Annotated in this window: 33 protein-coding genes; 30 read left to right on the forward strand and 3 right to left on the reverse strand. The window is 63.0% G+C overall.

The genetic code is table 11. The features are described from left to right. Window positions 1–33 precede the first annotated feature (33 nt). The gene (locus NA619_RS05535; RefSeq protein WP_255960759.1) at window positions 34–393 is read right to left on the reverse strand and encodes a hypothetical protein; all 360 of its coding nucleotides are present in this window, start codon (window positions 391–393) and stop codon (window positions 34–36) included. Between the two features lie 19 nt (window positions 394–412). Here NA619_RS05535 and NA619_RS05540 point away from each other — a divergent pair, with 19 nt between their 5' ends. The 30 genes from NA619_RS05540 (at window position 413) to NA619_RS05680 (ending at window position 24,449) form a co-directional block, all read left to right on the forward strand. Next, window positions 413–802, forward strand: coding sequence for a phage holin family protein (locus NA619_RS05540; RefSeq protein WP_336605445.1), 390 nt, complete (start codon window positions 413–415; stop codon window positions 800–802). After that, the gene (locus NA619_RS05545) at window positions 783–1,160 is read left to right on the forward strand and encodes an HNH endonuclease signature motif containing protein (protein ID WP_255960761.1); all 378 of its coding nucleotides are present in this window, start codon (window positions 783–785) and stop codon (window positions 1,158–1,160) included. The genes NA619_RS05540 and NA619_RS05545 overlap by 20 nt, the downstream gene beginning before the upstream one ends. Before the next feature lie 117 nt (window positions 1,161–1,277). Further along, complete coding sequence (locus NA619_RS05550; RefSeq protein ID WP_255960763.1) at window positions 1,278–1,802, forward strand: phage terminase small subunit P27 family; 525 nt, start codon at window positions 1,278–1,280, stop codon at window positions 1,800–1,802. Further along, a complete protein-coding gene (locus NA619_RS05555; RefSeq protein WP_255960765.1) occupies window positions 1,765–3,588 on the forward strand; it encodes a terminase large subunit in 1,824 nt (607 codons plus the stop codon). The genes NA619_RS05550 and NA619_RS05555 overlap by 38 nt, the downstream gene beginning before the upstream one ends. After that, the gene (locus NA619_RS05560; protein WP_255960767.1) at window positions 3,585–3,758 is read left to right on the forward strand and encodes a hypothetical protein; all 174 of its coding nucleotides are present in this window, start codon (window positions 3,585–3,587) and stop codon (window positions 3,756–3,758) included. Before NA619_RS05555 ends, NA619_RS05560 begins: the two co-directional genes overlap by 4 nt. A 1-nt stretch (window position 3,759) precedes the next feature. After that, on the forward strand, window positions 3,760–5,034 hold the full coding sequence (locus NA619_RS05565; protein WP_255960769.1) for a phage portal protein: 1,275 nt from the start codon (window positions 3,760–3,762) through the stop codon (window positions 5,032–5,034). Further along, entirely contained in the window at window positions 5,031–5,978 is a 948-nt protein-coding gene (locus NA619_RS05570) for a S49 family peptidase (RefSeq protein WP_255960773.1), read from the forward strand. Before NA619_RS05565 ends, NA619_RS05570 begins: the two co-directional genes overlap by 4 nt. A 66-nt stretch (window positions 5,979–6,044) precedes the next feature. Further along, on the forward strand, window positions 6,045–7,361 hold the full coding sequence (locus NA619_RS05575; protein WP_255960774.1) for a phage major capsid protein: 1,317 nt from the start codon (window positions 6,045–6,047) through the stop codon (window positions 7,359–7,361). Between the two features lie 53 nt (window positions 7,362–7,414). Continuing rightward, window positions 7,415–7,672, forward strand: coding sequence for a hypothetical protein (locus NA619_RS05580; RefSeq protein ID WP_255960775.1), 258 nt, complete (start codon window positions 7,415–7,417; stop codon window positions 7,670–7,672). A 3-nt stretch (window positions 7,673–7,675) separates the two neighbouring features. After that, complete coding sequence (locus NA619_RS05585; protein ID WP_255960776.1) at window positions 7,676–8,227, forward strand: hypothetical protein; 552 nt, start codon at window positions 7,676–7,678, stop codon at window positions 8,225–8,227. Window position 8,228: 1 nt separating this feature from the next. Beyond that, window positions 8,229–8,546 (forward strand): phage head closure protein, encoded by a 318-nt coding sequence (locus tag NA619_RS25195; protein ID WP_423836800.1) that lies wholly within the window; start codon window positions 8,229–8,231, stop codon window positions 8,544–8,546. Beyond that, the gene (locus tag NA619_RS05590) at window positions 8,546–8,962 is read left to right on the forward strand and encodes an HK97-gp10 family putative phage morphogenesis protein (protein ID WP_255960777.1); all 417 of its coding nucleotides are present in this window, start codon (window positions 8,546–8,548) and stop codon (window positions 8,960–8,962) included. The genes NA619_RS25195 and NA619_RS05590 overlap by 1 nt, the downstream gene beginning before the upstream one ends. 8 nt (window positions 8,963–8,970) lie before the next feature. Next, on the forward strand, window positions 8,971–9,324 hold the full coding sequence (gene gp17, locus NA619_RS05595) for a tail completion protein gp17 (RefSeq protein ID WP_255960778.1): 354 nt from the start codon (window positions 8,971–8,973) through the stop codon (window positions 9,322–9,324). 5 nt (window positions 9,325–9,329) lie between these two features. Beyond that, complete coding sequence (locus tag NA619_RS05600; protein ID WP_255960779.1) at window positions 9,330–9,791, forward strand: phage tail tube protein; 462 nt, start codon at window positions 9,330–9,332, stop codon at window positions 9,789–9,791. Further along, on the forward strand, window positions 9,791–10,249 hold the full coding sequence (locus NA619_RS05605) for a phage tail assembly chaperone (protein WP_255960780.1): 459 nt from the start codon (window positions 9,791–9,793) through the stop codon (window positions 10,247–10,249). Before NA619_RS05600 ends, NA619_RS05605 begins: the two co-directional genes overlap by 1 nt. Window positions 10,250–10,323: 74 nt before the next feature. Further along, window positions 10,324–10,593, forward strand: a complete 270-nt coding sequence (locus tag NA619_RS05610; protein WP_255960782.1) for a phage tail assembly protein T — start codon at window positions 10,324–10,326, stop codon at window positions 10,591–10,593. Window positions 10,594–10,617: 24 nt separating this feature from the next. Beyond that, window positions 10,618–11,040 (forward strand): J517_1871 family lipoprotein, encoded by a 423-nt coding sequence (locus NA619_RS05615; RefSeq protein WP_255960784.1) that lies wholly within the window; start codon window positions 10,618–10,620, stop codon window positions 11,038–11,040. Window positions 11,041–11,097: 57 nt separating this feature from the next. Next, window positions 11,098–14,346: a tape measure protein gene (locus NA619_RS05620; protein WP_255960786.1), complete on the forward strand. Its 3,249-nt coding sequence runs from the start codon at window positions 11,098–11,100 to the stop codon at window positions 14,344–14,346. Window positions 14,347–14,348: 2 nt separating this feature from the next. Continuing rightward, window positions 14,349–14,684: a phage tail protein gene (locus NA619_RS05625; RefSeq protein ID WP_255960788.1), complete on the forward strand. Its 336-nt coding sequence runs from the start codon at window positions 14,349–14,351 to the stop codon at window positions 14,682–14,684. A gap of 9 nt (window positions 14,685–14,693) precedes the next feature. Next, window positions 14,694–15,509: a pyocin knob domain-containing protein gene (locus NA619_RS05630; RefSeq protein WP_255960790.1), complete on the forward strand. Its 816-nt coding sequence runs from the start codon at window positions 14,694–14,696 to the stop codon at window positions 15,507–15,509. An 8-nt stretch (window positions 15,510–15,517) separates the two neighbouring features. Continuing rightward, complete coding sequence (locus NA619_RS05635) at window positions 15,518–15,874, forward strand: hypothetical protein (RefSeq protein WP_255960792.1); 357 nt, start codon at window positions 15,518–15,520, stop codon at window positions 15,872–15,874. Next, window positions 15,871–16,203 carry a DUF4376 domain-containing protein gene (locus NA619_RS05640; RefSeq protein ID WP_255960794.1) on the forward strand — a complete coding sequence of 111 codons (333 nt, stop codon included), beginning with the start codon at window positions 15,871–15,873 and terminating at the stop codon, window positions 16,201–16,203. The genes NA619_RS05635 and NA619_RS05640 overlap by 4 nt, the downstream gene beginning before the upstream one ends. Then, window positions 16,196–16,567, forward strand: a complete 372-nt coding sequence (locus tag NA619_RS05645) for a hypothetical protein (protein ID WP_255960796.1) — start codon at window positions 16,196–16,198, stop codon at window positions 16,565–16,567. Before NA619_RS05640 ends, NA619_RS05645 begins: the two co-directional genes overlap by 8 nt. Window positions 16,568–16,570: 3 nt before the next feature. Continuing rightward, window positions 16,571–17,320, forward strand: a complete 750-nt coding sequence (locus NA619_RS05650) for a phage minor tail protein L (protein WP_255960798.1) — start codon at window positions 16,571–16,573, stop codon at window positions 17,318–17,320. A 1-nt stretch (window position 17,321) separates the two neighbouring features. Further along, window positions 17,322–18,032, forward strand: coding sequence for a C40 family peptidase (locus NA619_RS05655; RefSeq protein WP_255960800.1), 711 nt, complete (start codon window positions 17,322–17,324; stop codon window positions 18,030–18,032). Beyond that, the gene (locus NA619_RS05660; protein WP_255960801.1) at window positions 18,029–18,595 is read left to right on the forward strand and encodes a tail assembly protein; all 567 of its coding nucleotides are present in this window, start codon (window positions 18,029–18,031) and stop codon (window positions 18,593–18,595) included. The genes NA619_RS05655 and NA619_RS05660 overlap by 4 nt, the downstream gene beginning before the upstream one ends. 66 nt (window positions 18,596–18,661) lie before the next feature. Beyond that, window positions 18,662–22,261 (forward strand): host specificity protein J, encoded by a 3,600-nt coding sequence (locus NA619_RS05665; protein ID WP_255960802.1) that lies wholly within the window; start codon window positions 18,662–18,664, stop codon window positions 22,259–22,261. Further along, entirely contained in the window at window positions 22,258–23,274 is a 1,017-nt protein-coding gene (locus tag NA619_RS05670; protein WP_255960803.1) for a hypothetical protein, read from the forward strand. Before NA619_RS05665 ends, NA619_RS05670 begins: the two co-directional genes overlap by 4 nt. Window positions 23,275–23,337: 63 nt before the next feature. Further along, window positions 23,338–23,889 carry a glycoside hydrolase family 19 protein gene (locus NA619_RS05675; protein ID WP_255960804.1) on the forward strand — a complete coding sequence of 184 codons (552 nt, stop codon included), beginning with the start codon at window positions 23,338–23,340 and terminating at the stop codon, window positions 23,887–23,889. Further along, window positions 23,886–24,449 (forward strand): lysis system i-spanin subunit Rz, encoded by a 564-nt coding sequence (locus NA619_RS05680; protein WP_255960805.1) that lies wholly within the window; start codon window positions 23,886–23,888, stop codon window positions 24,447–24,449. The genes NA619_RS05675 and NA619_RS05680 overlap by 4 nt, the downstream gene beginning before the upstream one ends. A gap of 20 nt (window positions 24,450–24,469) precedes the next feature. On the opposite strand, the gene NA619_RS05685 is transcribed toward NA619_RS05680, so the two are convergent. Further along, a complete protein-coding gene (locus NA619_RS05685) occupies window positions 24,470–24,769 on the reverse strand; it encodes a hypothetical protein (RefSeq protein WP_255960806.1) in 300 nt (99 codons plus the stop codon). A 2-nt stretch (window positions 24,770–24,771) separates the two neighbouring features. Further along, the gene (locus tag NA619_RS05690; RefSeq protein WP_255960807.1) at window positions 24,772–25,473 is read right to left on the reverse strand and encodes an SOS response-associated peptidase family protein; all 702 of its coding nucleotides are present in this window, start codon (window positions 25,471–25,473) and stop codon (window positions 24,772–24,774) included. Between the last annotated feature and the right edge of the window lie 53 nt (window positions 25,474–25,526).

Raw genomic sequence — 25,526 nt, forward strand, 5'->3', positions numbered from 1 at the left:
AGCCCCGCCATCGTGCGGGGCTTTGTCTTTTTCTTAGGCCGCCGCAGAACCATCGGAATCTAACTTGGGCTTCGCCTTTGAAAAGGGCGCGAGTATTAAACCTGGAACGATGGCGCCGTAGAAAATGGCGTCGATGATGTAAACGAACAGCATCACCACTTCTTTGCGTGTGATTGGGTCGGGGCTGACGTAGAACGCTTGGATTTGCCAGATCGATATGGCACATACAGCGATGGCGAAGAGCGTGAACAATACATAAAGGGTTGGACCAACCACACCTTTTACCCAGCCGACCAGCAGCTTCCTTTGCTCTGCATTGGTGTGCCGCATAGCGACGTCAATGATCATCGCAACTGCGCCAAGCGCCCCTAGCAGTTTTAAAACGAGTTCCATCTCTACGAGCTCCGCATGGTTGAGCTTGCATCTTAAACGGCTCGGTCTGACGGGCACCACTGGCGAAACACACCTGATGAACGATAACCACCAGACGCTGGCGGATGCGCCGCTGTGGGCTGTAATCCTGGGATTCGTCTTGGCTGCACTCAGCGGTGAGATGTGGCGCGGTGACAAGGCTGGCCTGTCGGGCTGGGCGTTGATCAAGCGGATCGTGCTGCGCGCAGGCGCTTCTGCCGTCTTTGGCATGGCGACGTTTCTGCTACTGCTCGCCATGGGTAGCGCGATGCTGGCAGCCGTCGCGATTGGTTGTGTCATCGCCACGATGGGCGCGGACATGGCGAGCAGCCTATATGAGCAGTGGCTGAAGCGCAGGGCGGGCATTAGCGATGCGCCAAGGGCAGAGTGATAAGCGCCGGGGCAGCAGCACGGCGCGCGGTTACGGATACCGCTGGCAGCTGGCTCGTGAGGATCACTTACGGCGGCAGCCGTTCTGCTCGATGTGCAGCACTAATACCAGGCCAGTCCTGGCACTGATCGTTGACCACGTCATCGCGCCGCGGCTGAAGGAAGCCAAGGCAAGCGGTGATGCTGAGCAGCTCGCGCGTGCCTGGAAGCTGTTCTGGTCTCGGGACAACTGGCAGTCGCTGTGCAAGCACTGTCACGACTCGGTCAAGCAGCGCCTTGAGAAATCGGGGCGGCTCGCCGGGTGTGACTCGACCGGCCGCCCGCTGGACCCCCGCCACCACTGGCACCGCCCTGGGTAGGGGGGGCGAAAACATTCGCGCCCGCATCCTTCTAGACCGTTCCCCCATCTCCGTTCGCAACGGCGGGAAAAATGGAGAGGGGGGGTATAGGCCGAAAAGACCCCTTCGAGGTTTTATATGTCCGGAAATGCTAACTCGGGTCGCTCGGGCCATCCGCCGCACCTGCACTTGCTGCAAGGAAACCCGAGCAAGAAGAACACCAGCCAGTTGCTTGCGGAAGTGCAGGAGCCGGCAGTGCCGGTCGCGGCGCCGCCGAAGCCGGAGTGGCTCAGTGCAGAGGCTGCAGCCGAATGGGATCGCGTCGTTGAAGACCTGCTTACCCTCGGCTGGATCAGCAAACTGGACATGATGGCGCTGGCCACCTACTGCGAAGCGGTAGCCGATTGGCAGCGCTTCCGCCGCTTGATCGCGGATCAGAACGCTAAGGCCGATTGCAGTGGCGACGTTCAAACCTTCGCTACCGGCGCCAAGCAAATAAGCGTCTGGCGGCAGCTCGCCAACGATGCAGAGAAGCGAGCCAACGCCGCCGGCGCTCTGTTTGGTTTCTCGCCGATGGCCCGCCGCAACATGAAGGCGGCGGCCCCGCAAGGTGAGTTATTCCCAAATGAACAACGAGACGCAGCCGCCAAGTACTTCAGTTGATCGCGTCACCGCCTTCTCCCATGCGGTGCTGGCCGGTGAGATTGTCGCCGGGCCGGATGTGCGCAACGCCTGCAAGCGCCATCTGCGCGACCGGGACGCCGCCGAACTGCGCGGGCTGGTGTGGGATCAGGAAGCCGCGGAAAAGGCCATCGGCTTCTTCGAAGAAGTGCTCTGCCTCAACGGCGGAGAATACGAGGGCGAGCCCTTCGTGCTCGCGCCCTGGCAGGCGTTCGTGATCGGTAGCCTGTTCGGCTGGTACACGGTCGACGGCTACCGTCGCTTTCGGATGGCCTATATCGAGACCGGAAAGGGGTCGGGCAAGTCGCCTCTAGTGGGAGGCATTGGGCTTTACGGATTGGTCGCCGACGGCGAGCAGCGCGCCGAGGTCTATGCCGCCGCCACCAAACGCGACCAGGCGATGATCCTGTTCCGCGATGCGGTGAGCATGGTCAACATGTCGCCGGCCCTGGTGCGGCGGTTGGTCCAGTCGGGCCGGGACGAAAAGGTCTGGAACCTGTTCTACCCGAACACGAATAGCTTCTTCCGGCCGATCAGCTCGGACGATGGCCAGTCAGGGCCACGCCCGCACATCGGCCTGCTCGACGAGCTGCACGAGCACAAGAGCGCGACCGCAGTGAACATGATGCGCGCCGGTACCAAGAACCGGCGGCGCGCAATGATCGTGATGATCACCAACAGCGGGAGCGACAAGAACAGCGTTTGCGGGCAATACCACGAGCTGGGCAAACGCATCTGTGCCGGCATCGAGGACAACGACAGCCTGTTCGCCTTCATCTGCTCATTAGATGATGGTGACGACCCGCTTACCGATGAGAGCTGCTGGGCGAAGGTCAACCCCTCGCTCGATTTCGTGGCCGATCCGGAGCGGCAGACAGAGGGCATCCCAGGCCGCAAATACCTGCGTGAACAGGTGGCGGAGGCACGAGGCCTGCCGGCGAAAGAAGCGGTGGTGCGGCGCCTGAACTTCTGCCAGTGGACGCAGGCAGACAACCCCTGGATTGGCTGGGACGTGTGGAGTGCTGCCGAAGAGCGCGTGCCCATGCGGCTGCTGCGCGATCGCCCAGCGGTGGCGGGGCTCGACCTCTCCAGTACGACCGACCTCACGGCTTTCTCGCTGCTGTTCTACCCGACCGAGGCCGACCCGCACTGGCGGCTGCTGCCGTACTTCTGGATTCCTGAGTATCAGCTTGAAGATCGCGAGCGGCGCGACAAGGTGCCGTACAGCGTATGGATCAAGGACGGGCATTTGGAAACCACCCCGGGCAAGGCCATCAGCAAGCTGCATGTGCTGCGCCGGTTGCAGACCATCTGCGATTACTTCCAGGTGCACCAAATTGCCTATGACCGCTGGCGGATCGAGGACTTGCGCGAGCTGATGAACGAGCACGGCATCACCCTCCCTGAGCTCACGCCGTTCGGCCAAGGCTTCAAGGACATGGGCCCGGCGGTAGACGAGTTCGAGCGGCGCCTGCTGGGCACCGTTCCGGATGAGGAGGTGATAGACCTCGACCCGGCCGACTACCAGCTGATATCCACCGAGACGGCTGAGGTGGAAACCCTCCGGCACGACGGCAATCCCGTTTTGACCTGGAACGCCGGCAACGCCATCACCGTCTCCGACCCGGCCGGCAACCGAAAGGTAGACAAACAGAAGGCCATTGGCCGCATAGACGGCATCGTCGCCGCGATCATGGCAACTGGTATCAGCGGTGCGGGCACGCTGCACAGCGGCACCTCAATCTACGAAGAAGGCGCAGGTATATGAAACTGGTAGTGCTTTCGTGGCTCGCCGGGCTGATGGGCTTCGGCCTGCTGGTAGCCGGTGTTGCTCTGCTGAATATCCCCGCAGCCTTCATCGTGGCGGGACTCGGGCTGCTCGGCTGGGCATACCTGGCCGATCGCGCAGCCGCTCAACTCAAAACCAAAGGGGGCTGACATGTTTTTTTCCAGCCTTCTTGGCGCTGGTACCGGCGGTAGCGTTACCGAAACAAATGATTGGTGGCGCGGCCTCATCGGTCGCGGCAAAAACAGCAGCGGCACGGTTGTGACACCTGAATCGGCGCTGGGCATTCCTGTCCTGCAGAACTGCGTCACGCTGCTGGCTGAATCCATCGGCCAGCTGCCGCTGGAACTGTACCGCCGGCAGGGCCAAGGCCAGCGCGAGGCAGCCATCAGTCATCCGCTGTACGACGTGCTGCGCTACCAGCCGAACGGCTTCCAGACGCCGTACGAGCTGCGCGAATGCACCCAGCTATCAGCTGGCCTTCGTGGCAATGGGTTCCAGCTGATTGACCGTCGCGACGATGGCAACGTTGTTGCTCTCTGGCCGCTCGATACCGGCAAGGTGGTGACCTACAAAGGCTCTGACATGCTGCCTTGTTACCAGGTCGGCAGCCATCCAGAGCGGCTACCGATGCGCATGGTTCACCATGTGCGTTGGCACACCTTAAACCACTACACCGGCGTATCGCCGATTGAGCTGCATGCCGAGGCAGTAGGTCTGGCGCAGGCGGTGCGGCAGTACACCGGCAAGAGCTTTGCCAACGGCGCCGCGGTATCGGGTGTTATCGAGCGTCCGCGCGAGGCGGTAGCGCTGAAGGACCAAGCCAGCATTGACCGCATCACCGAGCAGTGGGGCGACAAGTACAGCGGGATCGATAACGCTAAGAAAGTCGCGCTGCTGCAAGAAGGTATGACATTCAAGCCGATCAGCATGAGCCACGTAGACGCTGACATCGTCAACGTCCTGAAACTCAGCGGCACCGACGTGGCGCGGATTTACAAGATCCCGCTGCCTATGGTCAACGACCTGGAAAAGTCGAACTACAACACGCTGGAACAGCTGCTGATCCAGTTCGTGGTTTTCGCGCTGCTGCCGTGGGTCAAGCGTCACGAGCAATCGATGATGCGCGACTTCCTGCTTCCCAAGGATCGGCGCGACCACTTCATAGAATTCAACCTTTCGGGCCTGCTGCGCGGCGACCAGAAGAGCCGCTACGAGTCGTACGCGATTGGCCGGCAGTGGGGTTGGCTCAGCGTCAATGACATCCGCCGGTTGGAGAACATGCCGCCGGTAGCCGGTGGTGATGTGTACCTGCAGCCGCTGAATATGGTCGATGCCGGCAAAGGCATGCCGGACCTGAACAACCCCAACGTACGCGCTCAGCTAGAGCTGCAGCACGCTGAAATCGAGAGGATCCTGGCGCAATGAAAGCCTATCTGCGAGCGGCCAGCCTGCTCTTCAATCAGCCGCTGCTGATCACCCCTGACATGCTCGAGCTTGGCGTGCGCTGGGCCAATCAGGCGATGAGCCTGAACATTATCAACATCGGCGCCGTCGACGGTGCGCGCATGATGGAAGACGAGGGCTACAGCGACCGCCTGGCTCTGGCCGAAGAGAATCGTCGTCAGGCCATCGCGCAGACCGGGATACAGGTGGTGGACGTGCACGGCGTGTTGGTCAGCCGCGGTGCTCACCTGCAGCCATGCGAAACCATGACCAGCTACGAAGGCCTTCGCCAGCAACTGCGCCAAGCGGTGGCCGATCCGATGGTCCAGCATGTCGTGCTGGATATCGACAGCCCGGGCGGATCAGCCACCGGCGCGTTCGAACTCGCTGCTGATATCCGTGCGATGGCGCAGCAAAAGCCCATCACGGGCGTGGTGAATTTTGGTGCCTACAGCGGCGGATACATCATCGCTGCTGCCTGTACTGACATTGTCGTCAGCCAGACCAGCGGAGTGGGGTCCATCGGCGTCATCGCCAGCCACTACGACCGCAGCCAGATGAATGAAAAGCTCGGCATCAAGGTGACCACCGTTTATGCCGGTACGCACAAGAACGACCTGACGCCACATGAGCCAATCAGCGACCAGTCGCTGAAGGTGCTGAATGATCTGGTGCAGGAAAGCTATCAACTGTTCGTGAACGTGGTGGCCGACTACCGAGGGCTTTCCGTACAGCAGGTCATCGACACGCAGGCCGGCCTCTATCGCGGCAAGGCGGGTATCAGCGCAGGGCTTGCTGACCGACTGCAAAGCCCGCAACAGGCTGTCGATGATATTTCCCAAGCCATAGCGCAGGCACGCAGCCAGCGCAGCCCCTCGCGTATCGGTATGCGCGCAGCCGCCGCCAACTTGCAAACCCGATTCTGACCGCGTTCGCGGCAGCTAAACCCGAGCCCGCCGCGTGCGGGCTTTTTCATGCCCAGGAGACACCCGATGTCCAAAGTACTTCAACTGCGAAGCGAACGCGCCCAGCTCAATACCGAGCTGCAAGCGTTGGCGAAACTCGAGGCTGACGGCACGAGCCTCAGCGCCGACCAGCTGGCCATGTTCGGCGAGCTCGAAGCGCAGATCAACACCCTGTCCGATAAGCTCAGCCGCGCGGAAATTGCCGAGCGCTCGGCCTCGGCCGCTGCGGTACCGGTAAACGAAAGCGCCCAGGGCATCAATAGCCCACCGGCGGGCGGCATTTCCGGCCCGTTCAACAATCCGACCAAGCCCGACGTGGCAATGGCGCAGATGGTGCGCCTCCTTGTTCAGGCCCAAGGCAACCAGCAGCAGGCTGCAGAGCTCGCCAAGGTCAACGGCTTCGGTGCTGACGTGCACATGGCGCTGTCCACCGTCTCCGCAGGCGCGGGTGGCGTGCTGGTTCCGGAAAACTTCAGCTCCGGCGTGATCGAGTCGCTGCGGCCGAAGTCCGTGGTTCGTCGCATGGGTGCTGTCAGCCTGCCGCTGAACAACGGCAACATGACTCTGCCGCGCATCAACGGCAACACCTCGGTCAGCTACATCGGGACGGAGCAGGATATTCCCCTGACCGAAATGACGTTCGCCGACCTCAAGCTGTCGGCCAAGAAAGCAGCGGCCATCGTTCCGATCTCCAACGACCTGCTGGCCTTCTCCGGCGTGAACCCTCGCGTGGATTCGTTGGTGAGCAGCGATCTTGCCACCAGCATGGGCCTGTCCGAGGACCTGCACTTCATCCGTGGCTCCGGCGTCGACCCGCTGCCCAAAGGTCTGCGCAACTGGGCGCCGGCCGGTCACATAGTGGCGCAGCCTGCCGGGGTCACGCTGACAGATATCGATACGTTCCTGGGCGGCCTGATGCTGCGTCTGGAGGTCGCCAACGTCGACCTGTCCGCTTGCGGCTGGCTGATGCACCCCCGGACCATCCGCTGGTTGCAATCGCTGCGCGACGGCAACGGCAACAAGGCATACCCCGAGATCGATGCGGGCCTGCTCAAGGGCTACAAGTGGGCACTCTCCACTCAGATCCCGACAAACCTGGGCGCTGGCGGCAACGAGTCCGAGATCTACTTCGTTAACTTCGCCGACTGCTACATCGGTGAAGTCGAGCAGCTCGCGATCGCGATCAGCACTGAGGCTTCCTACAAGGACGGCGAGGGCAATGTGGTCAGTGCCTTCCAGCGCGACCAGACGCTGATCCGCGTGATCAGCAAGCACGACTTCGGCCCGCGCCATGTCGAGTCGATCGCCATCGGTACCGGCCTCACTTGGGGTGCCGGTATGTAACTGACTGCCCCGTCATCAGGCGGGGCGTCCCTTGAATCCAGCGAGACCCCATCATGAGCAAACCGAGCATCATCAAGTTCAAGAAGTCCTGGCAGGGCTACGGCCCGAACGAAGTTGCCGGGTTCCCCAAGGAAAAGGCCGATAAATTGATTGAAGGCGGAGTGGCCGAATCGTTTACCAAGGGCAAAGCCACAACAACCCCGCCGAGTTCAGGTGCCAAAACCGGAGCTGCGACTACGGAAAACACTGCCGCGTCCACCAGCCAGACCCCCGCCGACGACGAAGCCGTCGACGAAGACAAGAAGCCCTAACCTATGGCCAAGCGAATCGCCTACACCGGGCAGCCGGTTCTGACGCTCCAGGAGGTCGCGCGGCAGTGTCGGGTCGAGGTCGAAGACCTGCAGCCGGAACTCATCGAGCAGATCATCATTCCCGGCATAACGGCCCAGTGTGAGGCCCGGACCGGCGCGGCGATTCGCGAAGCTACCTATGAAGAGGACTGGCCCGAGGCCTACGGCTCCGGTCATGCCCTGGACGTAGGGCAGGTCAAGGAAGTGCAGTCGGTCAGCCGCCGCGAAGCGGATGGCTCGCTGACTCTCCTGCAGGTGCCACGCATGCTTCAGCACAGTTGCCGCGAAAGCTTCCTCATCTTTCCTACTGGTCGTCCTTCCGGGCGGCTGGTGATTAGCTACACCGCGGGCGCCGATCTGACGGCATACCCAGGCCTTAAAAGCTGGATGCTGATGCATGCAGCGACCGCGTTTGAGTTCCGGGAGACGCTGCTAAGCGGGACGATTCTCAATGAATTGCCGTCCTCATTCATGGATTCACTGCTAGCGGAAATCACTGTGCCGCCGAGGTTCTAATATGCGAGCTGGATCATTGCGGAACCGGGTGCAGATTCTCCAGCTCGGGCCGCGCCGCAGCAGCACGGGCGCGACAGTAGAAGAGTGGGGCGTCGTGTGCACAGTTTGGGCCGACGTAAAAGGCATATCGGGTCGTACGTTTGTTGCCGCAAGTGGCGAGCAATCAGAAGTCACTACCGAGATTCGCGTGCGGTTTCGATCCGATGTTCACGCGCGCATGCGTGTCCGATCGAAAGGCCAGGAATATGAGGTGGTAGCGCCTTTGCCTGACACCAGACGGACAACGCTTTTGCTCATGTGCAAAACGGTGAAAGTCTGATGGACATATCGCTAGACATCATCGGCCTCGAAGCCCTGGGCGCAGACTTCCTGCAGCTGGGCGACGCCATGCAGCGCAAGATTGCTCGCCCGGCCGTGCTAGCGGGTGCGCGGATCGGGCGTGACGCATTGCGCGAGGCGGCACCGGTGCGAACCGGCAAGCTCAAGCGCAGCGCGGTGGCCACGGTGGCCCGCCGCTCGGACACCCCCGGCGAGGTAGTGGCCGGCGTGAGGATCAGCGCGCCCCGTGGCGACAGCCAAGCGGCGTTCTACTGGAAGTTCATCGAGTTGGGTACCCGGCATATGCCACCCGCTCCGTTCATCCGTCCCTCTTGGGATGGCGCCCTGCAGAAGATCGAGGGCGCTGTTATCAACCGCTTGGCCGAAGGCATCGACAAGGCCATCACCGGCCTCTGAGGCGTTCCATGTTTCTCGAAGAATCGCTGTATGCCCGCCTTGGGCCGCTCGCGGCTGGGCGGGTGTTTCCTGGCGTCGCCCCTGAAGGCACCGCGCGCCCATATATCACGTACACCATTGTTAGCGGCTCCGAGGGTTTCACCTTCGGCGGGCCGGATGGTTCCGAGAAGGCCCAGGTGCAAGTCGATGTATGGGCCGCCGATCACCTGCAAAGCCTGCAGCTGGCCAAAGACACCGCTGACGAGCTGACCCGAGAGCCCGCGCCGGGCTTTGGCTGTTCCGGCGTCCAGCGCCTGCCAGATGACCGCGAAGGCGGCGTTTATGGCATCCGCCGCGAATTCACCCTTCACCCCCAAGAGTAAGCGCCATGACCGCAAAGAAATCGAAAAGCCAATCCGCCCTTGGCCTCAACCTGGGCATGACCGACACCGCGCAGACCGACCCGGCCACGCCCGATCTTTCCTATATCGAGCTGAACGTAATTATTAAAGACATCGACCTGCAGGACGGGCAGACCGACGAGCACGAAACCACCACCTTTGCCAGTGATGCCAAGGAATACGAAGGCGGCCTGTCTGACAGCGCCAACGTCACCCTGGCCGGCAACTGGGCGCAGACAGACCCAGCGCATAAAGCCGTGATGAAAGCCAAGGACGACGCCGCGTTGCGCGCCTTCCAGATCAAGCATAAGGACGGCTCAACTGGCAAGTTCCTGGGATTCGTCAAGCAGTACACCTACAAGGCCTCGGCCGGCGGCGTGCTCGCTGCGACCTTCATGGTTCGCGTTAGCGGGAAGGTGGCCTGGGCTGACGCACCGGTGGCGCCATAATGGCCGCCCGTAAAAAGCCAGTAGATGGCGGCCTGCGCGCCGCCATCATTGACCCGTGGCGCAACCTGCGACATGAAATCATCGACGTGCCCGAGTGGGGCGCCAAAGTGGTGCTGCGCGGCCTGACTATCGCCGAATGGCGCGAGTACAACCGCATGGCCGTGACGCTGGCCACTGCTGCCGAAACCCCCGCCGACGAAGCGGAGCCCCGCGAGCCTGCCCCGTGGGAAGCGCACGGTGACCGCGCGTTGTTTGCCTTCCTGCTGGTGTGCGCCCTGCACGACGAAAACCGCCAGCGCATTTTCGGCGTTGACCCGGCGCAGATCCGCAACGACGTGGCGGAAGTCGCGGCCAGTTACACCGGCGTGCATGACGGCCTCGCGGGGCGCGTGTTCGAGCTTAGCGGCATGACTGCCGCAAAGGACGCTGATCCGGTAGCCGAAGCGGGAAACGCCTAGAGGCGGAGCCAGGGTTAGCCTTTCAGCTGGCCCTGTGCCTTCGCCTGGGCAAGACCCTGGGCGAGCTGGACGACATGCCCGCCGAAGAATTCATGCTTTGGCGCGCGTATGACCGCATATCGCCCATCAGCGACATGCGCCACGACGTGCTGGCGTCCATCATCGCCGCGGCACCTCTGCAGGCTGCAGGCGCCAAGGTCACCGCTTTGGACATGCTGCCGCCCTGGTCGCGCCTCAAGGCCAGCGACCCCGAGCAAGTCGAGGAAGACGACGCCGACCCGGCAGAAACCTTCTTTGCGTTCCTACGTGGAAAGGCGGCCTCCGGCGAAACCGAGCAATGTTAGAGTGCCACCTTTTTGGAGGTATCTATGCGTGCATTGAATGGTTTCTCCGCCGTATTGTTGGCGGGAAGTTTAACGGCGTGTGGCTCGCACGACATGTACAGCGATATGCGGCACAACGACTTTCCAAATATTCGAGCCGTAGCGCCGCCTGCGGCGATGGTCGGGACGTGGACCGGCAGCATGGGGCCGTACCTGGCAACGCTTCGGCTGGAGCCGTCTGGCTCCGGCTTGCTATGTAGTAGCTGGAACGGGCGCGATACGGTTGCCAGAGCCAAATACGACGGCCAGCAAATCCGTGCTCAGGATGGTAGCCGGCTAGATGTGGTTCGCATTGACTCGGATGCAATGGAGGTGAGTGCTCCGTACTACGGAGGCGCGGATTACATGCTTCGTCGAGATGACGCGCTCGGGGAAGCAGCCATCTACTGCGCGCAACAGCTTAAATAATTATCTTTTTACTAATGCCCGCTTTGAGCGGGCTTTTTTTCGCCCGGAGAACGCTTGATGGCTGGACAAACCCTGCGTTCGCTGGTGGTCAGCGTATCCGCTGAAACCAGTGCGTATCAGCGGGAAATGGCACGGGCCAGCCGCATGGGCGCGAACTACATGCGCACCATTGGCGACGGCAACCGCCAGGCCGCCAGTGGCTGGCGAGCGCAACAGGCTGCGATTCAGGCGCAGAACGGCGCACTGTCGCAGCTGACTGCAGGTGCTGGCAATTACGCCCGCGCCATGCTGGGCGCCCTGGCCGTAGGCAATGCCGTGGCCGAGGCTGACAACTGGGGGCAAGTGGCCTCGCGGTTGAAGATGGCCACCAGCTCGCAAGAGGAATACCGGGCCGTATCCGAAAAGCTGATGGAAATCAGCGACCGGACCTATAAGCGTTACAGCGACCAAGCCGAGCTGTTCATTACCTCGGCTAAACGCATGAAAGACCTGGGTTACTCGACCGAGGTCACCACCGCATTCGTCGACGTGCTGGCCTCTGGCTTGACCGTCAGCGCGGCGAACGCCGAAGACACCGCCAGCGTCATCAAATCTATGTCCGAGGCCATCGGAATCGGCAAGCTGCAGGGCGATCAGTGGCAAGCCACCCTGACCAAGGCCCCGGCCGTGATCGAGGCCATGGCCAGCGCCCTGGGCGTCACTCAAGCCCAGCTTGAGAAGATGGCCCGCAGCGGCGAGCTGGTGACCAGCAAATGGCTGCCGGCTCTGATCAGCAAGCAGCAGGAACTCGCCGACAAAACCGAGTCAATGCCCACCACCGTGGGTGATGCCTTCCAACGCATGGGCAACCATTACGCCCGCTGGCTAGGCGAGCAGAACGAAGCGGCCGGCGTGACGCAGAATCTCGCCGACCTGATCAACCTGCTGACTGACAACCTCGACGCCATGGCGGTCGCCGTGGTGGGCGTCGCCGCCGGTGGCTTGACTAAGTACGCCGCCGAAAGCGCTAAAGCCGTGCTGGCTGAAATCATGGCTGTGCGGGCATCCATTGCCGCCAACATTGGCCGCGCCAAGGCTCAGGCCGACGTTGCGGCCGCGGCGGTGCGCCTGACGCAGGCCGAACTCGCCAGTGCTCAGGCGCACGCCCAGGCGGCGCGCCACACCGACGCACACACTGCCGCGCTAAGCCGTCTCCGTCTGGCCAAGTTGGCCGACAAAGAAGCGAGCCTGGCCCAGGCAGCCGCGCAGGCCGCGCAGACCCGTGCCGCGTCATTGGGCGCCCGTGCTGCTGCTGGCATTGCCGGCGTACTGAGCGGCCCGGCCGGGCTTGCCTTGCTGGCTGCTGGAACCGCTGCCAGCTTCCTGCTGTTTGCGGATAACAGCGAGAAAGCCAGCACCGCGGCGGTCGACCTGAAACGGCCCATCACCGAGCTGCGCGAGGAATGGGAAAAGCTCGACGCCGTACAGCGTCGCCCGGTACTGAACGCCCTGGTGATGCAACAGGCCGAGGCGAAGAAAGCGGCCACCAGTGCATTGGCTGAAATCGGGCGGCTGTCGTCGGCGCCCGACAAGTGGGGCCAGAACTACGGCGCGGGCCGAAACACCCGCGTCGCTGCCACGCAGCAATTCGGCACCCGCGTGCGTGGCGGCATGGACATTGACCAAGCCACGCAGCAGCTGATTGCAGCGGTCCAGCCGACCGAAGCCCTGCGGCAAAAGATCGAGGAATGGGCCGCCGCCTATGCCGAGGCCGTGCGCAATGGCCACGCCTCTGGCGAGCAGCTGGGCACGCTAACCGACGTAATGAATCAGGGCGCGGCAGCAGCTGGCACCCTGGCTGCTGGCTTGAGCGGCATACAAAGCCTTTCGCCCGACATGGCCGGCGCCTGGGAAAAGAAAATCGACGCGCTGGCCGAGCGCGCCGCGAAGCTCAAAGACGCCACCGCCCTGGGCGAAGTGAATCGCGGCATTACCACTGACGGCCTGGAAGCCACGCCGGAAGGCAAAGCCCTGGCCGACCGCGCCCGCGCTGCAGCTGCAGCAGCGGACGCCCAGGACAAGGCCAACAAGGCCGCCGAGGAAGCGGCGCGGATCGCCAAGCAGCGCACCGAGGAAGCCAAGCGAAACGCCCAGCAGCTGCAGGACGCGCACACGCGCACGCTGTCGACGCTGCAGCAGCAGGTGGCCATGTATGGCAAAACCACCGAGCTGGCCAAGGTTCGCTATGACACCACCATGGGCGAGCTTAAAGGCCTGTCCGCGGCGCAGAAAACGGAGCTTGAGCGCGCGGCTGCGGCTAAAGATGCGCTCGATGCGCAGCAGGCTTACAAAGCGCTGATGGACGGCGCGCAGACGGCAGAGGAACGGCTCGTTTCGCAGATGCGCGAACGGGTGCGGTTGCTCAACGAAGCCCGCGCCGCTGGCGGCGTAACGCCCGAGCAGTACCGCGCCGCAACGGACAAATTCAGCAAGGCGAGCGTTACCAAGGCGCCGAGCTTTGGCGGGATCGATGCGAGCGTTGGCGGTGCGGCTGGTGAGTTGATCAAGGTCGCCGAGGCCGGCAAGGAACTGGAGAAGTGGCGCAGCGATGAATTGGAGCGGCAGCGCGCCTTTCTCGATGAAAAACTGATCAACGAGGAACAGCACGCCGCGCGCGTTGCGGAAATCACCGAGGAAAACAACACCAAGCTGGCCAGCCTGGGCGATGCCTATCGGTCGGCCACGCTGGGCATGTTTTCCGATGTGACGGGCCAGGCAGCGGACATGATGAAGCAGCTCGCCGGCGAGGGTTCAGCGGCTTACAAAATCATGTTTATAGCCAGCAAGGCGGCGGCTATCGCCCAGGCGGTGGTTAACACCGAAGTGGCAGCCACTAAGGCCCTGTCTATCGATTCGACCGGTGTCATGGCTGGCATTGTTCGCGGCCTGGGCTATGCCTCGGTCGGCATGATCGCCGCGACCACCATCGCCGGTATCGCGCATGACGGTATTGACAACATCCCGCGAGAGGGCACATGGCTGCTCGATCAGGGCGAGCGCGTCGTTGATCGGCGCACTAATGGCGACTTGAAAGCGTTCCTGGCCAAACAGCCGGCGGCCAACGATGGCGGCGGCGGTAGCGGCCCGCGCGTGCAGGTCAGCATCCATATCAGCAGCGACGGCGGCGCCCAGGTGGAAACCCCGCCAGGGCTTGAGCAGTTCGGCGCCGAGCTGGGCCAGTACGTGGAAACCCAATACCGGAAGCTAGAGGCGGCCAGCCTGCGGCCCGGCGGCACGATTTACCGGCAGATGAAAGGGAGGGGCTAACCGTGGCGATTGAACAATTCACATGGTCGGCCCGTATCGGCGGCGTGGGCACCTTTGACGACCGCACCCGAAAGGCGCAGCTCGGCGACGGGTATGCGCAGATGGTCGGCGACGGCATCAACAGCGAGTCCCAGTCCTGGGCGCTGTCGTTCAGCGGCACGCGCGAATACGTGCTGCCGATTCGCGACTTTCTGCGGCGCCATGGCAAGGCCAAGGCCTTCGCCTGGACGCCGCCCCTCGGCGAGCTGGGGCTGTACCGCCGCAGCGAATTCACCCTGACGGGGCTTGGCCGGGTTTACACCTTGGCTGTCACCTTCGAGCAAGCCTTTCACCCTTAGAGGTAAACCATGGCACTGCAAACAATCAACCTAGGCGTGGCCCCTGGCGGCGCCGGTGGGGATGCCGCGCGCACGGCGTTCGATAAGATCAATAAGAATTTCAGCGACCCCACGCATGCGGCCAGCAAGTTGGCGCAGACCTCCGCAACCGATACCACTGCCGGGGCGCTGATGGCGGCGGGGGCGTTTGGGCTTGGCTCCAGCAATAACGTTCTGCTGCCAGGGGGCAATTTAAACGCTACCGACATAGCTTCGGGTGAATATCGGGTGGTAGGGAGCCACACAGGCACGAAGCCGCCGGGCATGACGGATGGTGTGGTAAAGGTCTTGCGGTACAACACCACCGATAGCGTACAAGCATTCTATTGGGTGGTAGGGGCCAGAACGTTTTACCGCGCAAGCCTCAATGGTATTTGGGGGGCTTGGGTCGAGGCTTTCAGCACCGGCAACATCCTCGGCACAGTCTCCCAATCCGGTGGCGTGCCTACTGGCGCGATCATCGAGCGCGGCAAAAATGCCAACGGTGAATACACTAAATATGCGGACGGCACGCTGGAATGCTGGGGCTCTATGATTTTGCCCGACCTGCCCATTAACGGCGCCCATTTTGGGGGGTTTCGTGCGGCTTCTCAAATATGGAGCTATCCCGCAGCTTTCGCGGCGCCGCCCTCCGCAATAGCCAATTGCGATTCGGTAACAGCTTTTTCGGTTGATGTAGTGGTTCCCAGCCTGTTTTCCTGCAATTTTTGCTTTACAGCTATTGCCGCGCAACCCGCCGCAGAGCGCCGGGTAAGCCTTTTCGCTAAGGGCCGCTGGTTCCTATAGGACGCCGCATGAAAATCAATTATTCACCCCTCCGCATGGATACCACAGTGGTGGCCTCCCTGGCCGGCGACGTCCTGACCCTCGACGGCGAGGCGTTCGATTTCTCCCAACTGCCCGAAGGCGCCACGCTGCCCACCGAGGCCATCGCATCCGACTGGATCACCGGCCCCGTCTCGCGCATCAATGGCGAGCTGCACTTGACCTTGCGCCTGCCGCATGGCCCTAGCCCATCTCGCGCCGTGGCGTTCCCTGAGCCCGTGACGGTCACGCAAGATGGCCCGATCCCGCTGCCGTTCGATCCTGAGCCGGAACCCGAGCCTATGCCGGAACTGGAACCCGAAGCCGTCGAGGAACTGCCCGCATGAAAATCGACTTTAGCCAAGTAATCACCGCCGAGCACAAAGCCCAGCAGGCCGCCGTCGCTGCCCGCGAAAGTTGGAAGGGCAAGCGCGCCGCGGCGGTGGAGCGCATCAAGGTGACCACCACCAGCGGCCGCGAGTTCGACGGTGACGAAGCCAGTCAGGGCCGTATGGCCCGCGCCATTCTCGGCCTGCAGGAAGCGGGCGAGGGCGAGACTGTCACCTGGGTGCTGGCCGACAATACGCCGGTGGCCGTCACGGCCGCCGAGTTGGGCGAAGCCTTGAAACTCGCCGGCGCCGAACAGGCCCGTTTGTGGGTGGCCGACCATGAATAAGCTGGACGCCGAGGCCTACCAAGCGCGCCACGGCCGCCGGCCCTACTGGCTGTCGTTGCTGATCGCCCTGGACCAGCTGGCCAACGCGCTGCTGTGGGGGTACGTCGACGAAACGCTGTCGAGCCGTGCCTACCGCAGCGCACAGCTGCGCATCCCTGCCAAGCGCCGTTGGCGGCTCGCTGAGCGGCTGATTAATCGGCTGTTCTGGCGTGACCGCCTGGGCGAGCTGCGGCATTGCCAGCTGGCTTACCTGGGCGAGCTGGCCCGCGAGCATTCACCGTCGCCGCCACGAACACCGCCACCCCCCGAAACCCCGCCCCGTGCGGGGTTTGTTGTTTTTGGACTTCCTGTTTCTGGAGAGTGACAAATGAGCATTAACGCCGACGTGCAGCTGTTGGAGCCAGGCAGCGAGGTGCGGCTATTCGAGGTCGATTGCACAGCGTTCGGCGGTGACGTGCTCTGTTTTCACGGCCACAACGTTGCGCACACCCCGGCCGAGATACAGGCCGCGCTTGATGCCGGCACCGAGCTGGAAGCCAAGCCGATCTGGTGGCAGGGCGTGAAATACAGCGCCTGGCCGGTCGGGGTCGAAGGGCTGGAAGTTAACGGCGAGGGCACCGCCCCCAGCCCCACGCTGAGCGTCGGCAACCTTGACGGCTCAATCACCGCGCTTTGCATGGTGCTCGATGACCTGGCGCAGGCGAAGGTAATCATTCGCACCACCTTTGCCCACTACCTGGATGCGGCGAACTTCGAGGCCGGCAACCCCACCGCCGACCCGACGCAGGAAAAAGTCGAAACCTGGTACATCGACCAGAAGACCGGCGAGAACGGCGAAATCGTGCAGTTCTCTCTCAGCTCCCCCGCGGACGTTGAGGGGCAGCAGATCCCCGCCCGGCAGATTCACGGCCTGTGCAACTGGGCCATGTGCAACGAGTACCGCGGCGCCGACTGCGGCTACACCGGCCCGGCGGTGGCTGATCTGGACGGCAACCCCACCGACGACCCCGCCAAAGACCGCTGCGGCGGCCTGCTGAGCGACTGCAAATTGCGCTTCGGCGCAAACAACCCGCTATCCCACGGCGGGTTCCCCGGCGCGGCCCTGTTGAGGCGATAACATGCGAAAACACATTCTGGATGCGGTGCGCAAACATGCGGCCGCCGAGTACCCGCGCGAGTGCTGCGGCCTGGTGGTCAAGGCCGGGCGCCGCCATCAGTACGTGCCATGCCGTAACCTGGCCACCGATGGGCAGGATCGCTTCGAGCTGGCCCCCGAGGACTACGCCGCGGCCGAGGACTTGGGCGCAGTCATTGGCGTGGTGCATTCACACCCCGACGCCACCAGCCGCGCCAGTGCCGCCGACGTAGCGCTGTGCAATGCCGGCGACGTGCCTTGGCACATTCTCAGCTGGCCGGAAGGCGACCTGAACACCATTTTGCCCGCCGAGGGCGTGCCGCCACTGATCGGCCGACCCTTCGTGCATGGCACTGACTTTGACTGTTACGGCCTGATTCGCGGCTTCTATCAGCTCGAATATGGCGTGACCCTGCCCGACTACCCGCGCGCGGATGAATGGTGGGCGAAGGGCGAAGACCTCTATCTGCAGCTGTTTCGCGACGCAGGGTTCGAGCCGGCCACCGGCCCGCTGCAGCGCGGCGACGTGGTGCTGATGCAGGTGCGCGCCGAGAAGACCAACCACGGCGGCATCTACCTCGGCGACGGGCAGCTGCTGCACCACCTTTACGGGCAGCTAAGCACGCCGGTCGCTTATGGCGGCTATTGGCTGGACCGCACCATGCTGGTGGTTCGCTACAAGGGGGCGGCATGAATCAGGTTCGAACCGTGCGCCTCTACGGCGTCCTGGGCGCACGCTTTGGCCGGGTGTTCCGGCTGGCAGTGAGCAGCCCGGCCGAAGCCATCCGCGCGCTGTGTTCGCAACTGCCGGGCCTGGAACAGTACCTGGCCACCAGCAAGCAGCGCGGCTTGACCTATGCGGTATTTCAAGGCCGCCGCAACGTGGGCGAAGACGAACTGCGCCTGGCCGGTGGCGCGGCAGATATCCGCATCGCACCGGTGGTGATCGGCAGCAAGAAGGGCGGCGTCTTTCAAACCATCCTTGGCGCGGTGCTGGTGGTGGTGGGTGCCTACTTCGGCCAACCCTGGCTGGTGGCTATGGGTGCCGGCATGGTGGCCGGCGGTGTGGCGCAGATGCTCGCGCCCCAGGCCAAGGGCCTAAGCGGCCGCGAAGACCCCGCCAACGCCCCTAGCTATGCCTTTGGCGGCCCGGTCAATACCACCGCCATGGGCAACCCCGTGGGCGTGCTGTACGGCAAACGCCGCATCGGCGGCGCCATCATTTCCGGCGGCATCTACGCCGAAGACCAGCTTTAACCCCGACCTACCCACCCTGAGCCCGGCCAAGTGCCGGGCTTTTTTATGCCCGAAGGAAACGCAGCAATGACCGCAGCCGTGCTTGATAACACCACCGGCCAAGTGCGCCGCATTGCCGGCCGCAAGGGTGGCGAGAAGACCCCGCGCAGCCCGGTGATCGCGCCCGACAGCGTGCGTTCGACCGCATATGCCAAGGTGCTGCTGGCCCTGGGCGAAGGCGAGTTTGCCGCCGATGCTAATGGCCAGCTTGATGGCCGGAATATCTATCTCGACGGCACCCCGCTGCTGGCGGCTGACGGGACCGAGAACTTTCCGGGCGTCAAATGGGAGTTTCGCCCCGGCACGCCGCATCAGGAGCATATCGCTGGGCTGCCCGCGGTCGAGAACGAAACCGCCCTGGGTGTCGAGCTGCGCAGCGGTGCGCCCCTGGTGCGAGCGATCAGCAATTCGCAGCTGTCGGCGGTACGGGTTCGCGTGTCATGGCCCATGCTGCAGCAGCAGCAAAGCAATGGCGACGTGGTGGGCTATCGCATCGACTACGCCATCGACCTGGCCACCGATGGCGGCAGCTATGTCGAGGTGGCCACCTACACGCTGAACGACAAGGTAACAAGCAAGTACGAGCGCACCCACCGCATCGACCTACCCACCAGCGCCACCGGCTGGCAGCTGCGCGTGCGTCGCTTGACGGCCAACCAGAACAACCCGGCCATTGCCGACACCATGCGCGTCGAGGCCATCACCGAGGTCATCGACGCAAAGCTGCGTTACCCCAACACGGCGCTGCTGTTCGTGCAGTTCGATGCCTCGCAGTTTTCCGGCATCCCCCAAGTGGCGGTCGAGACGCGCGGGCGTATCGTGCGCGTGCCGTCCAACTATGAACCCTCGACCCGCAGCTATTCGGGAATCTGGGACGGCACGTTTAAATGGGCCTGGACCGATAACCCCGCCTGGGTCTGGTACGACATTCTGCTGGGGCCGCGCTTCGGCCTGGGCCGCCGCCTAAACGCCGCCCAGGTTGACAAGTGGGAGCTGTACCGCATCGCGCAGTATTGCGACCAGCTTGTTCCTGACGGCAAGGGCGGCACCGAGCCGCGCTTTACCTGCAACGTCTATTTTCAAAAGAAGGCTGACGCCTGGGTCGTGCTGCGCGACCTGGCGGCGATCTTTCGCGGCATGGGCTATTGGGCCAATTCGCAGATGGTCGCCATGGCCGACATGCCGCGCGACGTCGACTACCAGTTCACCCGCGCGAACGTCGTCGACGGCAAATTCAGCTACACCGGCGGGTCACAGAAAGCCCGGCACAGCATGGCGCTGGTCAGCTTTGACGACCCCGAAAACGGCTATCAAAGCGACGTTGAGCCGGTGGCCAATAACGCCCTGGTGCGCCGCTACGGCGTCAATCAGGTGGAAGTGTCGGCCATCGGCTGCACCCGCCGCAGCGAGGCGAACCGCCGCGGGCAGTGGCTGCTACTGACGAACAAGGCCGACCGATCGGTTAACTTCCGCGTGGGGCTGGACGGGATTATCCCGCTGCCTGGCCGCATCATTGCGGTGGCCGACGAGCTGTTGGCAGGGCGCGTCCTGGGCGGTCGCATCAGCGCCGTGGCAGGGCGGCAGATCACTCTCGACCGTGACGCCCTGGTCAACCCCGGTGACCGTCTGGTGTTGAACCTGCCCAACGGCACCGCCGAGGGCCGCACCGTGGAAAGCGTCGCGGCCCGCGTCGTGACCGTCACGACGGCTTATAGCCAGGTGCCGCGCGCGCAATCGGCGTGGACGCTGGACGCCGCCGACCTGACGTTTCAGCAATACCGCGTATTGCGCGTGGGCCGCCCTGAGCCTGGGCAGTTCGAAATCAGCGCAGTGCAGCACGACCCGGCGAAGTATGCCGCCATCGACACCGGCGCGCGGCTGGAGGATCGCCCGATTTCCGTGCGCCCTGCAGGCGTGCAGGTGGCCCCGGCAAACGTCACCGTGACCAGCACCACCCGCGTGGTGCAGGGCCTTGCAGTCACCACCCTGCGCGCCGGCTGGGACGCTGCGCCCGGCGCGGTCGCCTATGAAGCCGAATGGCGCAAGGATGACGGCCAGTGGCTTGCTGTTCCGCGTGGTTCGGCTCAGGGCTTCGAGGTGCCGGGCATCTATGCCGGGCGCTATCTGGTACGGGTGCGGGCCATCAACCCGATGGACGTGGCTTCGCTGCCGGCGTACAGCCAGGAAACCCAACTCAACGGCAAGGAAGGCGCACCGCCTGCGGTGGCCTTCCTGACGGCCACGCCGTTGCTGTTCGGCATTGGCCTGGCCTGGGGCTTTCCGCCCGAAGGCGCGGCCGATACCCAGCGAACCGAAATCCAATACAACACCAGCCCCGCGGTAGAGGGGGCCATGCACCTGGGTGATTACGCCTACCCGGCCAACGGCCACACCATGCTGGGCCTAAAGGCGGGCGTGACCTTCCATTTCCGCGCGCGCCTGGTGGATCGCACCGGCAACGTGGGGCCGTGGTCGGACTGGGTGATGGGGCAGTCGAGCAGTGACGCCACGCCGATTCTGGAAGCCGTCGCCGGGCAGATAGGCGACACCGAACTGGGGCAGCACATAAAGGACCGGTTAGACCTGATCGACGGCACTGGCCCCGGCTCGGTTAACGAGCGCCTGCAAAGCGTGGTCGACGTGCTGGCCTATGTGTCGACGAAGGCCTACGCCAGCGGCGAGACGGTGCGCCAGGGTCAGCGCTTGTATCAGGCCACCCAGGCCGTGCCAGTCGAAACCCCACCGCCGAACGCCGCTTATTGGCTCGACATTGGCCAGGTTGTGCAGCAAGCCAACGCCCTGGCCGGGCAGGTATCGCAGAACACCACCGCCATCGAGCAGACCGAACAGGGCTTGCAAGCCCAGTCCGAACGGCTCGACGGCGTGTTTGCCCAGGTCAACCCGCCCCTGGCGGGTGATACCAGCTGGAACGCCGGCAGCACCACGGTGATGGCCGGGGTGTGGTCGGAGCAATCCGCCCGTGCCAGTGAGGATATGGCCCTCGGTCGGCGCATCGACACGGTGACCGCCCAGGTGGGCGACAACACTGCATTGATTCGTTCCGAGCAGACGGCCCGCGCCGATGCAGTCAGCGCCCTGGCAAAGCGAGTCGATACCGTCGTCGCAGAGCTGGGCGAAGACCTGCGCGCCACGGTCGAGCAAACCAGCGAAGTAGTGGCGGGGCTCGATGGCAAGCTGCAGGCCATGTATTCGGTGAAGTTGGGCGTGACCAGTGGCGGGCAGTATTACGCCGCCGGCATGGGCATCGGCATCGAGAACACCCCGGAAGGCATGCAGAGCCAGGTGCTGTTTCAGGCTGACCGCTTTGCTGTCATCAACGTGGCAAATGGGCAGATCACCACGCCGTTCGTGATTCAGGGCGGGCAGGTGTTCATCAACTCGGCGGTGATCGGCGAAGGCACCATCGGAATGGCCCAGATTGCCACCGCACTGCAGTCGACCGACTACGTGGCCGGTTCGCAGGGCTGGCGGCTGGACAAGGCCGGCACCTTCGAAATCAACGGCAGCGTGCCGGGCCAGGGGCGCATGCAGATGACGCACCGGGCGTTGAAGTTTTGGGACGGCAACAACGTGTTGCGCGTGCAGGCAGGAGACCTAACAGCATGATCGGCGGCTTTAGAACATGGGACGGCCAAGGACGGCTGCAGCTGGATACGTCGACGTTTACCTATCAGATCGTGGCTAACGTCTATGTGAACTTTGCAGCCACCGCCGTGCTGAATATCCCGATAACGGGCGACGCGAGCAATCATTGCGCTGTGGTGCTACCGCTGAGCGGCACGAAAGATAACAGCTTCATGCCGCATATCGTGGTGCAAGCCAACAACGTGCAGCTGACGCGGTATCACCCAGCCAGCCCTGGCGCCAACACCACCACCAACACCGCGCGCGTTCTGGTGTTCAAGTTTCGCCCGGCGGCCGGGGCGCCCGGCCCTTCTGGCTCCTACGGCTTTCGGGCGACCAACGATGCAAACTATGTGCAGATTGACACCGAGGCGCCGCGGCTGTCGGTGCTGTGCAGCGGCAGTTATCAGGGCGCCTCATACACGGTGACGGTTGGTTTTCCGGCTGCGATCACCACCGCCGAGCCCCCGTGCGTGTTTATCCGGCCATCGACCACCACCGCGACGGAGCTGTACGGGCAGGTGTTGATTCTAGGCAGCTCGGGCAACTGGACGGGCTTTCAGATCACCACCCGAAACGTGGGCTTCTTGCCCAGTGGCAAATGGTTCGCGGCGGTGTTCGCGCCTACGCCAAGCGCCACCTATGGGCTGCGGCTGTCCGATGGCGCCGCAAAGGTCACGTATGACTCTGGCGCCGCGCCGGCGGTGGTCACCAGCGTGGTGCAGGGCTGGACTTATTCCGGCGCGGTAGCCGGCGCCCTGGCTGGGCACTACTACTGGCGTTCGCCCTACATGGTGCGCGAGGACGAATACGTAATGATTAACCCCTTCACGCTGCCGGCCTTGTCGGCCACATCGGCAACCGCTTCGCCTACTGCCATCAGCCTTAACTATGCCGGCCAGTACGCCGAGATTTACCAGCAAGGCCCTGGCGGCACGGTGTTTATGGACAAGGGCAACATTCCGGCTGTATTCGCGCGGCTGTTCATTGCCTGATCGCCTAGTTAAGAAACCTGTCTGCCCGCTTATTGCGGGTTTTTTTTATCTGGAGAAAAGACGATGCAGATAACAGAGCAGCAGCTGCTGCATGTGATGCCTAACGTCCGCCGAAACGCGGGCGTTTTTGTTTCCGCTATCAACGCGATGTGCCATCGCTGGCAAATCAACACGCCCAAGCGCATGGCTGCATTTCTGGCGCAGATCGGTCATGAGTCGGGGCAGTTGCGTTATGTAAGAGAGCTAGGAAGCGATGCCTACCTGACGAAGTACGACACGGGACCATTGGCGTTGCGCCTCGGCAACACACCGGAGGCAGACGGAGATGGGCAGCGGTACCGCGGACGTGGGCTGATTCAGATAACTGGCCGCTTCAACTACCTCAAGTGCAGCGTTGGCCTGTTCGGCGATGACCGCCTGATCAATGAGCCCGAGCTGTTGGAGCAACCACACTGGGCGGCAGAGTCGGCCGGCTGGTTCTGGTTCGTCAAAGGCCTCAACGTCAAAGCCGATGCGCTCGACTTCGTGGGTATCACCCGAACCATCAACGGTGGGACCAACGGCCTGGCCGATCGACGAGAGCTGTGGGCTAGAGCGCGCGAGGTAATCGTATGAACCTCGCCGATCTGATCCCGCCGCAGTATCGGCTCGTGCTTGCCATAGTCGCCGTTCTTGTCGGGCTGGGTGCGGCCGCAGCAGGCGGTGCGCTCGTGCAGAGTTGGCGGATGGGTGAGCAGATGGCCACGCTGCATGCGGAACACCAAACCCAGCTAAGGGTGACCGCTGAAACACACGCGGCCGTAATCCTTCAACAACAGGCAGACCGGCTAGCCCTTGAGGCGCGGCTGACCGATCTTGACAACAATTCCACCGAGGATCTGACTCATGCTAAAGACGAAAACGAACGCTTGCGCCGGCTGTATGGTGCTGCTGATGATGAGCGCAAGCGGCTGCGCATCGAAGTCGTCGTTGCCCGTAACGACGCCACAGTGTCCGCCGCCACCGTCGCCGGCAGCGTGGGCGATGCAACCAGCGTCGAACTCAGTCCAGCAGCTGGATCAGCTGTTTGGGATATCCGAGGTGGAATGAAGGCTGATCAGGCTAAGATCGCCTACTTGCAGGGCTATGTCTGCCTAATCAAGCCTGACGCGCCAGGGTGCGGTAAAAGGAATTGATTTCGATCAGATCCAAAAGATCAGTTCACCGACTGGCAGAGCCAAGACTGGGCATAGGCAACACCGTCCACGATCTCGATGCCGCTCAGCGTGAATCCGTTCGTGGCCATGCTGTACAGGCTGACATCCATCAACGGCGGAATGACGCTGCTCTCGAGCGGATTATCAAAGACAAGGTTGGCAACCTGTGACGGCCTGCCGAGCTCTGGCGGGTTTTGATGCACGATTCGTACGTCACCGTAGATGGGCTGCACTCGGCTCAGCTCACGGTTATCTATCGACTTGCCAAGTACTCGCCTGCGCCTGACGTTGAAATACATGGCTACAGCACCGGGTCGCTGATCCGCTCAATGAGGCGAGCCCCTTCGTTCCGCACATTGCCGACTGCTGCTGGAACGGGATACCAGTCGAACTCATCGACCGCCAGGCCATGCTCGATCGCGATATCTTCAGCCTCGTTCGGATCAAGCTCGGGGTCCAGCCAATGCGCGGCGCAGTCAGGGGATAGCACAAGCGGACGCCGGTCGTGAATGTCCAGCATTCCGGCACCGCTGCTCGCCGTGATGATTACGAACCCGTCACCGTCGCGTGGCTCAGCCATACCGCCGCGCTGGAACTGGCCGATCGCTGCGAAGAAGCAGGGCTCGTCCGTCTTCAGCTTGATCAGGTAGGGCTGCTTGATCTTCGGATTGGCCTCGTCCTTCTTCCATTCATACCAGCCATCAGCCGGCACGATCGCACGGCCGCTCTTCCAAACGTCGCGGAAGAACTTCGAGGTGGCTGCAGTCTCTACCCTGGCGTTGATCGCCGGCGGCCTTTTCCCCTGCGCCCAGAACGGGGCGTATCCCCACTTGACCGGCTCCATGCGCAGCCCGTCGTCGTCCTGATGCAGCAGCTGGACCCGGGATTGTGGCGGCACGTTGTAGCGCCCGAGTGGTTCAGGGCTCAGCCCGCCGATAGTCATCTGCCCCAGCGCTTCCATATATTCGACTGGGTACCGGTACTGCGTGATTCTTCCGCACATTAGGTTTTCTCGCCGAGGTGTCCTGCCAACTGAGAAATTCAAACCGAGCAGTC

The sequence above is a fragment of the Stutzerimonas stutzeri genome (assembly GCF_024448895.1).
GTDB classification, from domain to species: domain Bacteria; phylum Pseudomonadota; class Gammaproteobacteria; order Pseudomonadales; family Pseudomonadaceae; genus Stutzerimonas; species Stutzerimonas stutzeri_Q.

Coding starts and splice junctions, on each gene's coding strand:
- NA619_RS05535 (WP_255960759.1), bottom strand. CDS start 393: ATGGAACTCGTTTTAAAACTGCTAGGGGCGCTTGGCGCAGTTGCGATG.
- NA619_RS05545 (WP_255960761.1), top strand. CDS start 783: ATGCGCCAAGGGCAGAGTGATAAGCGCCGGGGCAGCAGCACGGCGCGC.
- NA619_RS05550 (WP_255960763.1), top strand. CDS start 1,278: ATGTCCGGAAATGCTAACTCGGGTCGCTCGGGCCATCCGCCGCACCTG.
- NA619_RS05555 (WP_255960765.1), top strand. CDS start 1,765: ATGAACAACGAGACGCAGCCGCCAAGTACTTCAGTTGATCGCGTCACC.
- NA619_RS05560 (WP_255960767.1), top strand. CDS start 3,585: ATGAAACTGGTAGTGCTTTCGTGGCTCGCCGGGCTGATGGGCTTCGGC.
- NA619_RS05565 (WP_255960769.1), top strand. CDS start 3,760: ATGTTTTTTTCCAGCCTTCTTGGCGCTGGTACCGGCGGTAGCGTTACC.
- NA619_RS05570 (WP_255960773.1), top strand. CDS start 5,031: ATGAAAGCCTATCTGCGAGCGGCCAGCCTGCTCTTCAATCAGCCGCTG.
- NA619_RS05575 (WP_255960774.1), top strand. CDS start 6,045: ATGTCCAAAGTACTTCAACTGCGAAGCGAACGCGCCCAGCTCAATACC.
- NA619_RS05580 (WP_255960775.1), top strand. CDS start 7,415: ATGAGCAAACCGAGCATCATCAAGTTCAAGAAGTCCTGGCAGGGCTAC.
- NA619_RS05585 (WP_255960776.1), top strand. CDS start 7,676: ATGGCCAAGCGAATCGCCTACACCGGGCAGCCGGTTCTGACGCTCCAG.
- NA619_RS25195 (WP_423836800.1), top strand. CDS start 8,229: ATGCGAGCTGGATCATTGCGGAACCGGGTGCAGATTCTCCAGCTCGGG.
- NA619_RS05590 (WP_255960777.1), top strand. CDS start 8,546: ATGGACATATCGCTAGACATCATCGGCCTCGAAGCCCTGGGCGCAGAC.
- gp17 (WP_255960778.1), top strand. CDS start 8,971: ATGTTTCTCGAAGAATCGCTGTATGCCCGCCTTGGGCCGCTCGCGGCT.
- NA619_RS05600 (WP_255960779.1), top strand. CDS start 9,330: ATGACCGCAAAGAAATCGAAAAGCCAATCCGCCCTTGGCCTCAACCTG.
- NA619_RS05605 (WP_255960780.1), top strand. CDS start 9,791: ATGGCCGCCCGTAAAAAGCCAGTAGATGGCGGCCTGCGCGCCGCCATC.
- NA619_RS05610 (WP_255960782.1), top strand. CDS start 10,324: ATGCCCGCCGAAGAATTCATGCTTTGGCGCGCGTATGACCGCATATCG.
- NA619_RS05615 (WP_255960784.1), top strand. CDS start 10,618: ATGCGTGCATTGAATGGTTTCTCCGCCGTATTGTTGGCGGGAAGTTTA.
- NA619_RS05620 (WP_255960786.1), top strand. CDS start 11,098: ATGGCTGGACAAACCCTGCGTTCGCTGGTGGTCAGCGTATCCGCTGAA.
- NA619_RS05630 (WP_255960790.1), top strand. CDS start 14,694: ATGGCACTGCAAACAATCAACCTAGGCGTGGCCCCTGGCGGCGCCGGT.
- NA619_RS05635 (WP_255960792.1), top strand. CDS start 15,518: ATGAAAATCAATTATTCACCCCTCCGCATGGATACCACAGTGGTGGCC.
- NA619_RS05640 (WP_255960794.1), top strand. CDS start 15,871: ATGAAAATCGACTTTAGCCAAGTAATCACCGCCGAGCACAAAGCCCAG.
- NA619_RS05645 (WP_255960796.1), top strand. CDS start 16,196: ATGAATAAGCTGGACGCCGAGGCCTACCAAGCGCGCCACGGCCGCCGG.
- NA619_RS05650 (WP_255960798.1), top strand. CDS start 16,571: ATGAGCATTAACGCCGACGTGCAGCTGTTGGAGCCAGGCAGCGAGGTG.
- NA619_RS05655 (WP_255960800.1), top strand. CDS start 17,322: ATGCGAAAACACATTCTGGATGCGGTGCGCAAACATGCGGCCGCCGAG.
- NA619_RS05660 (WP_255960801.1), top strand. CDS start 18,029: ATGAATCAGGTTCGAACCGTGCGCCTCTACGGCGTCCTGGGCGCACGC.
- NA619_RS05665 (WP_255960802.1), top strand. CDS start 18,662: ATGACCGCAGCCGTGCTTGATAACACCACCGGCCAAGTGCGCCGCATT.
- NA619_RS05670 (WP_255960803.1), top strand. CDS start 22,258: ATGATCGGCGGCTTTAGAACATGGGACGGCCAAGGACGGCTGCAGCTG.
- NA619_RS05675 (WP_255960804.1), top strand. CDS start 23,338: ATGCAGATAACAGAGCAGCAGCTGCTGCATGTGATGCCTAACGTCCGC.
- NA619_RS05680 (WP_255960805.1), top strand. CDS start 23,886: ATGAACCTCGCCGATCTGATCCCGCCGCAGTATCGGCTCGTGCTTGCC.
- NA619_RS05685 (WP_255960806.1), bottom strand. CDS start 24,769: ATGTATTTCAACGTCAGGCGCAGGCGAGTACTTGGCAAGTCGATAGAT.
- NA619_RS05690 (WP_255960807.1), bottom strand. CDS start 25,473: ATGTGCGGAAGAATCACGCAGTACCGGTACCCAGTCGAATATATGGAA.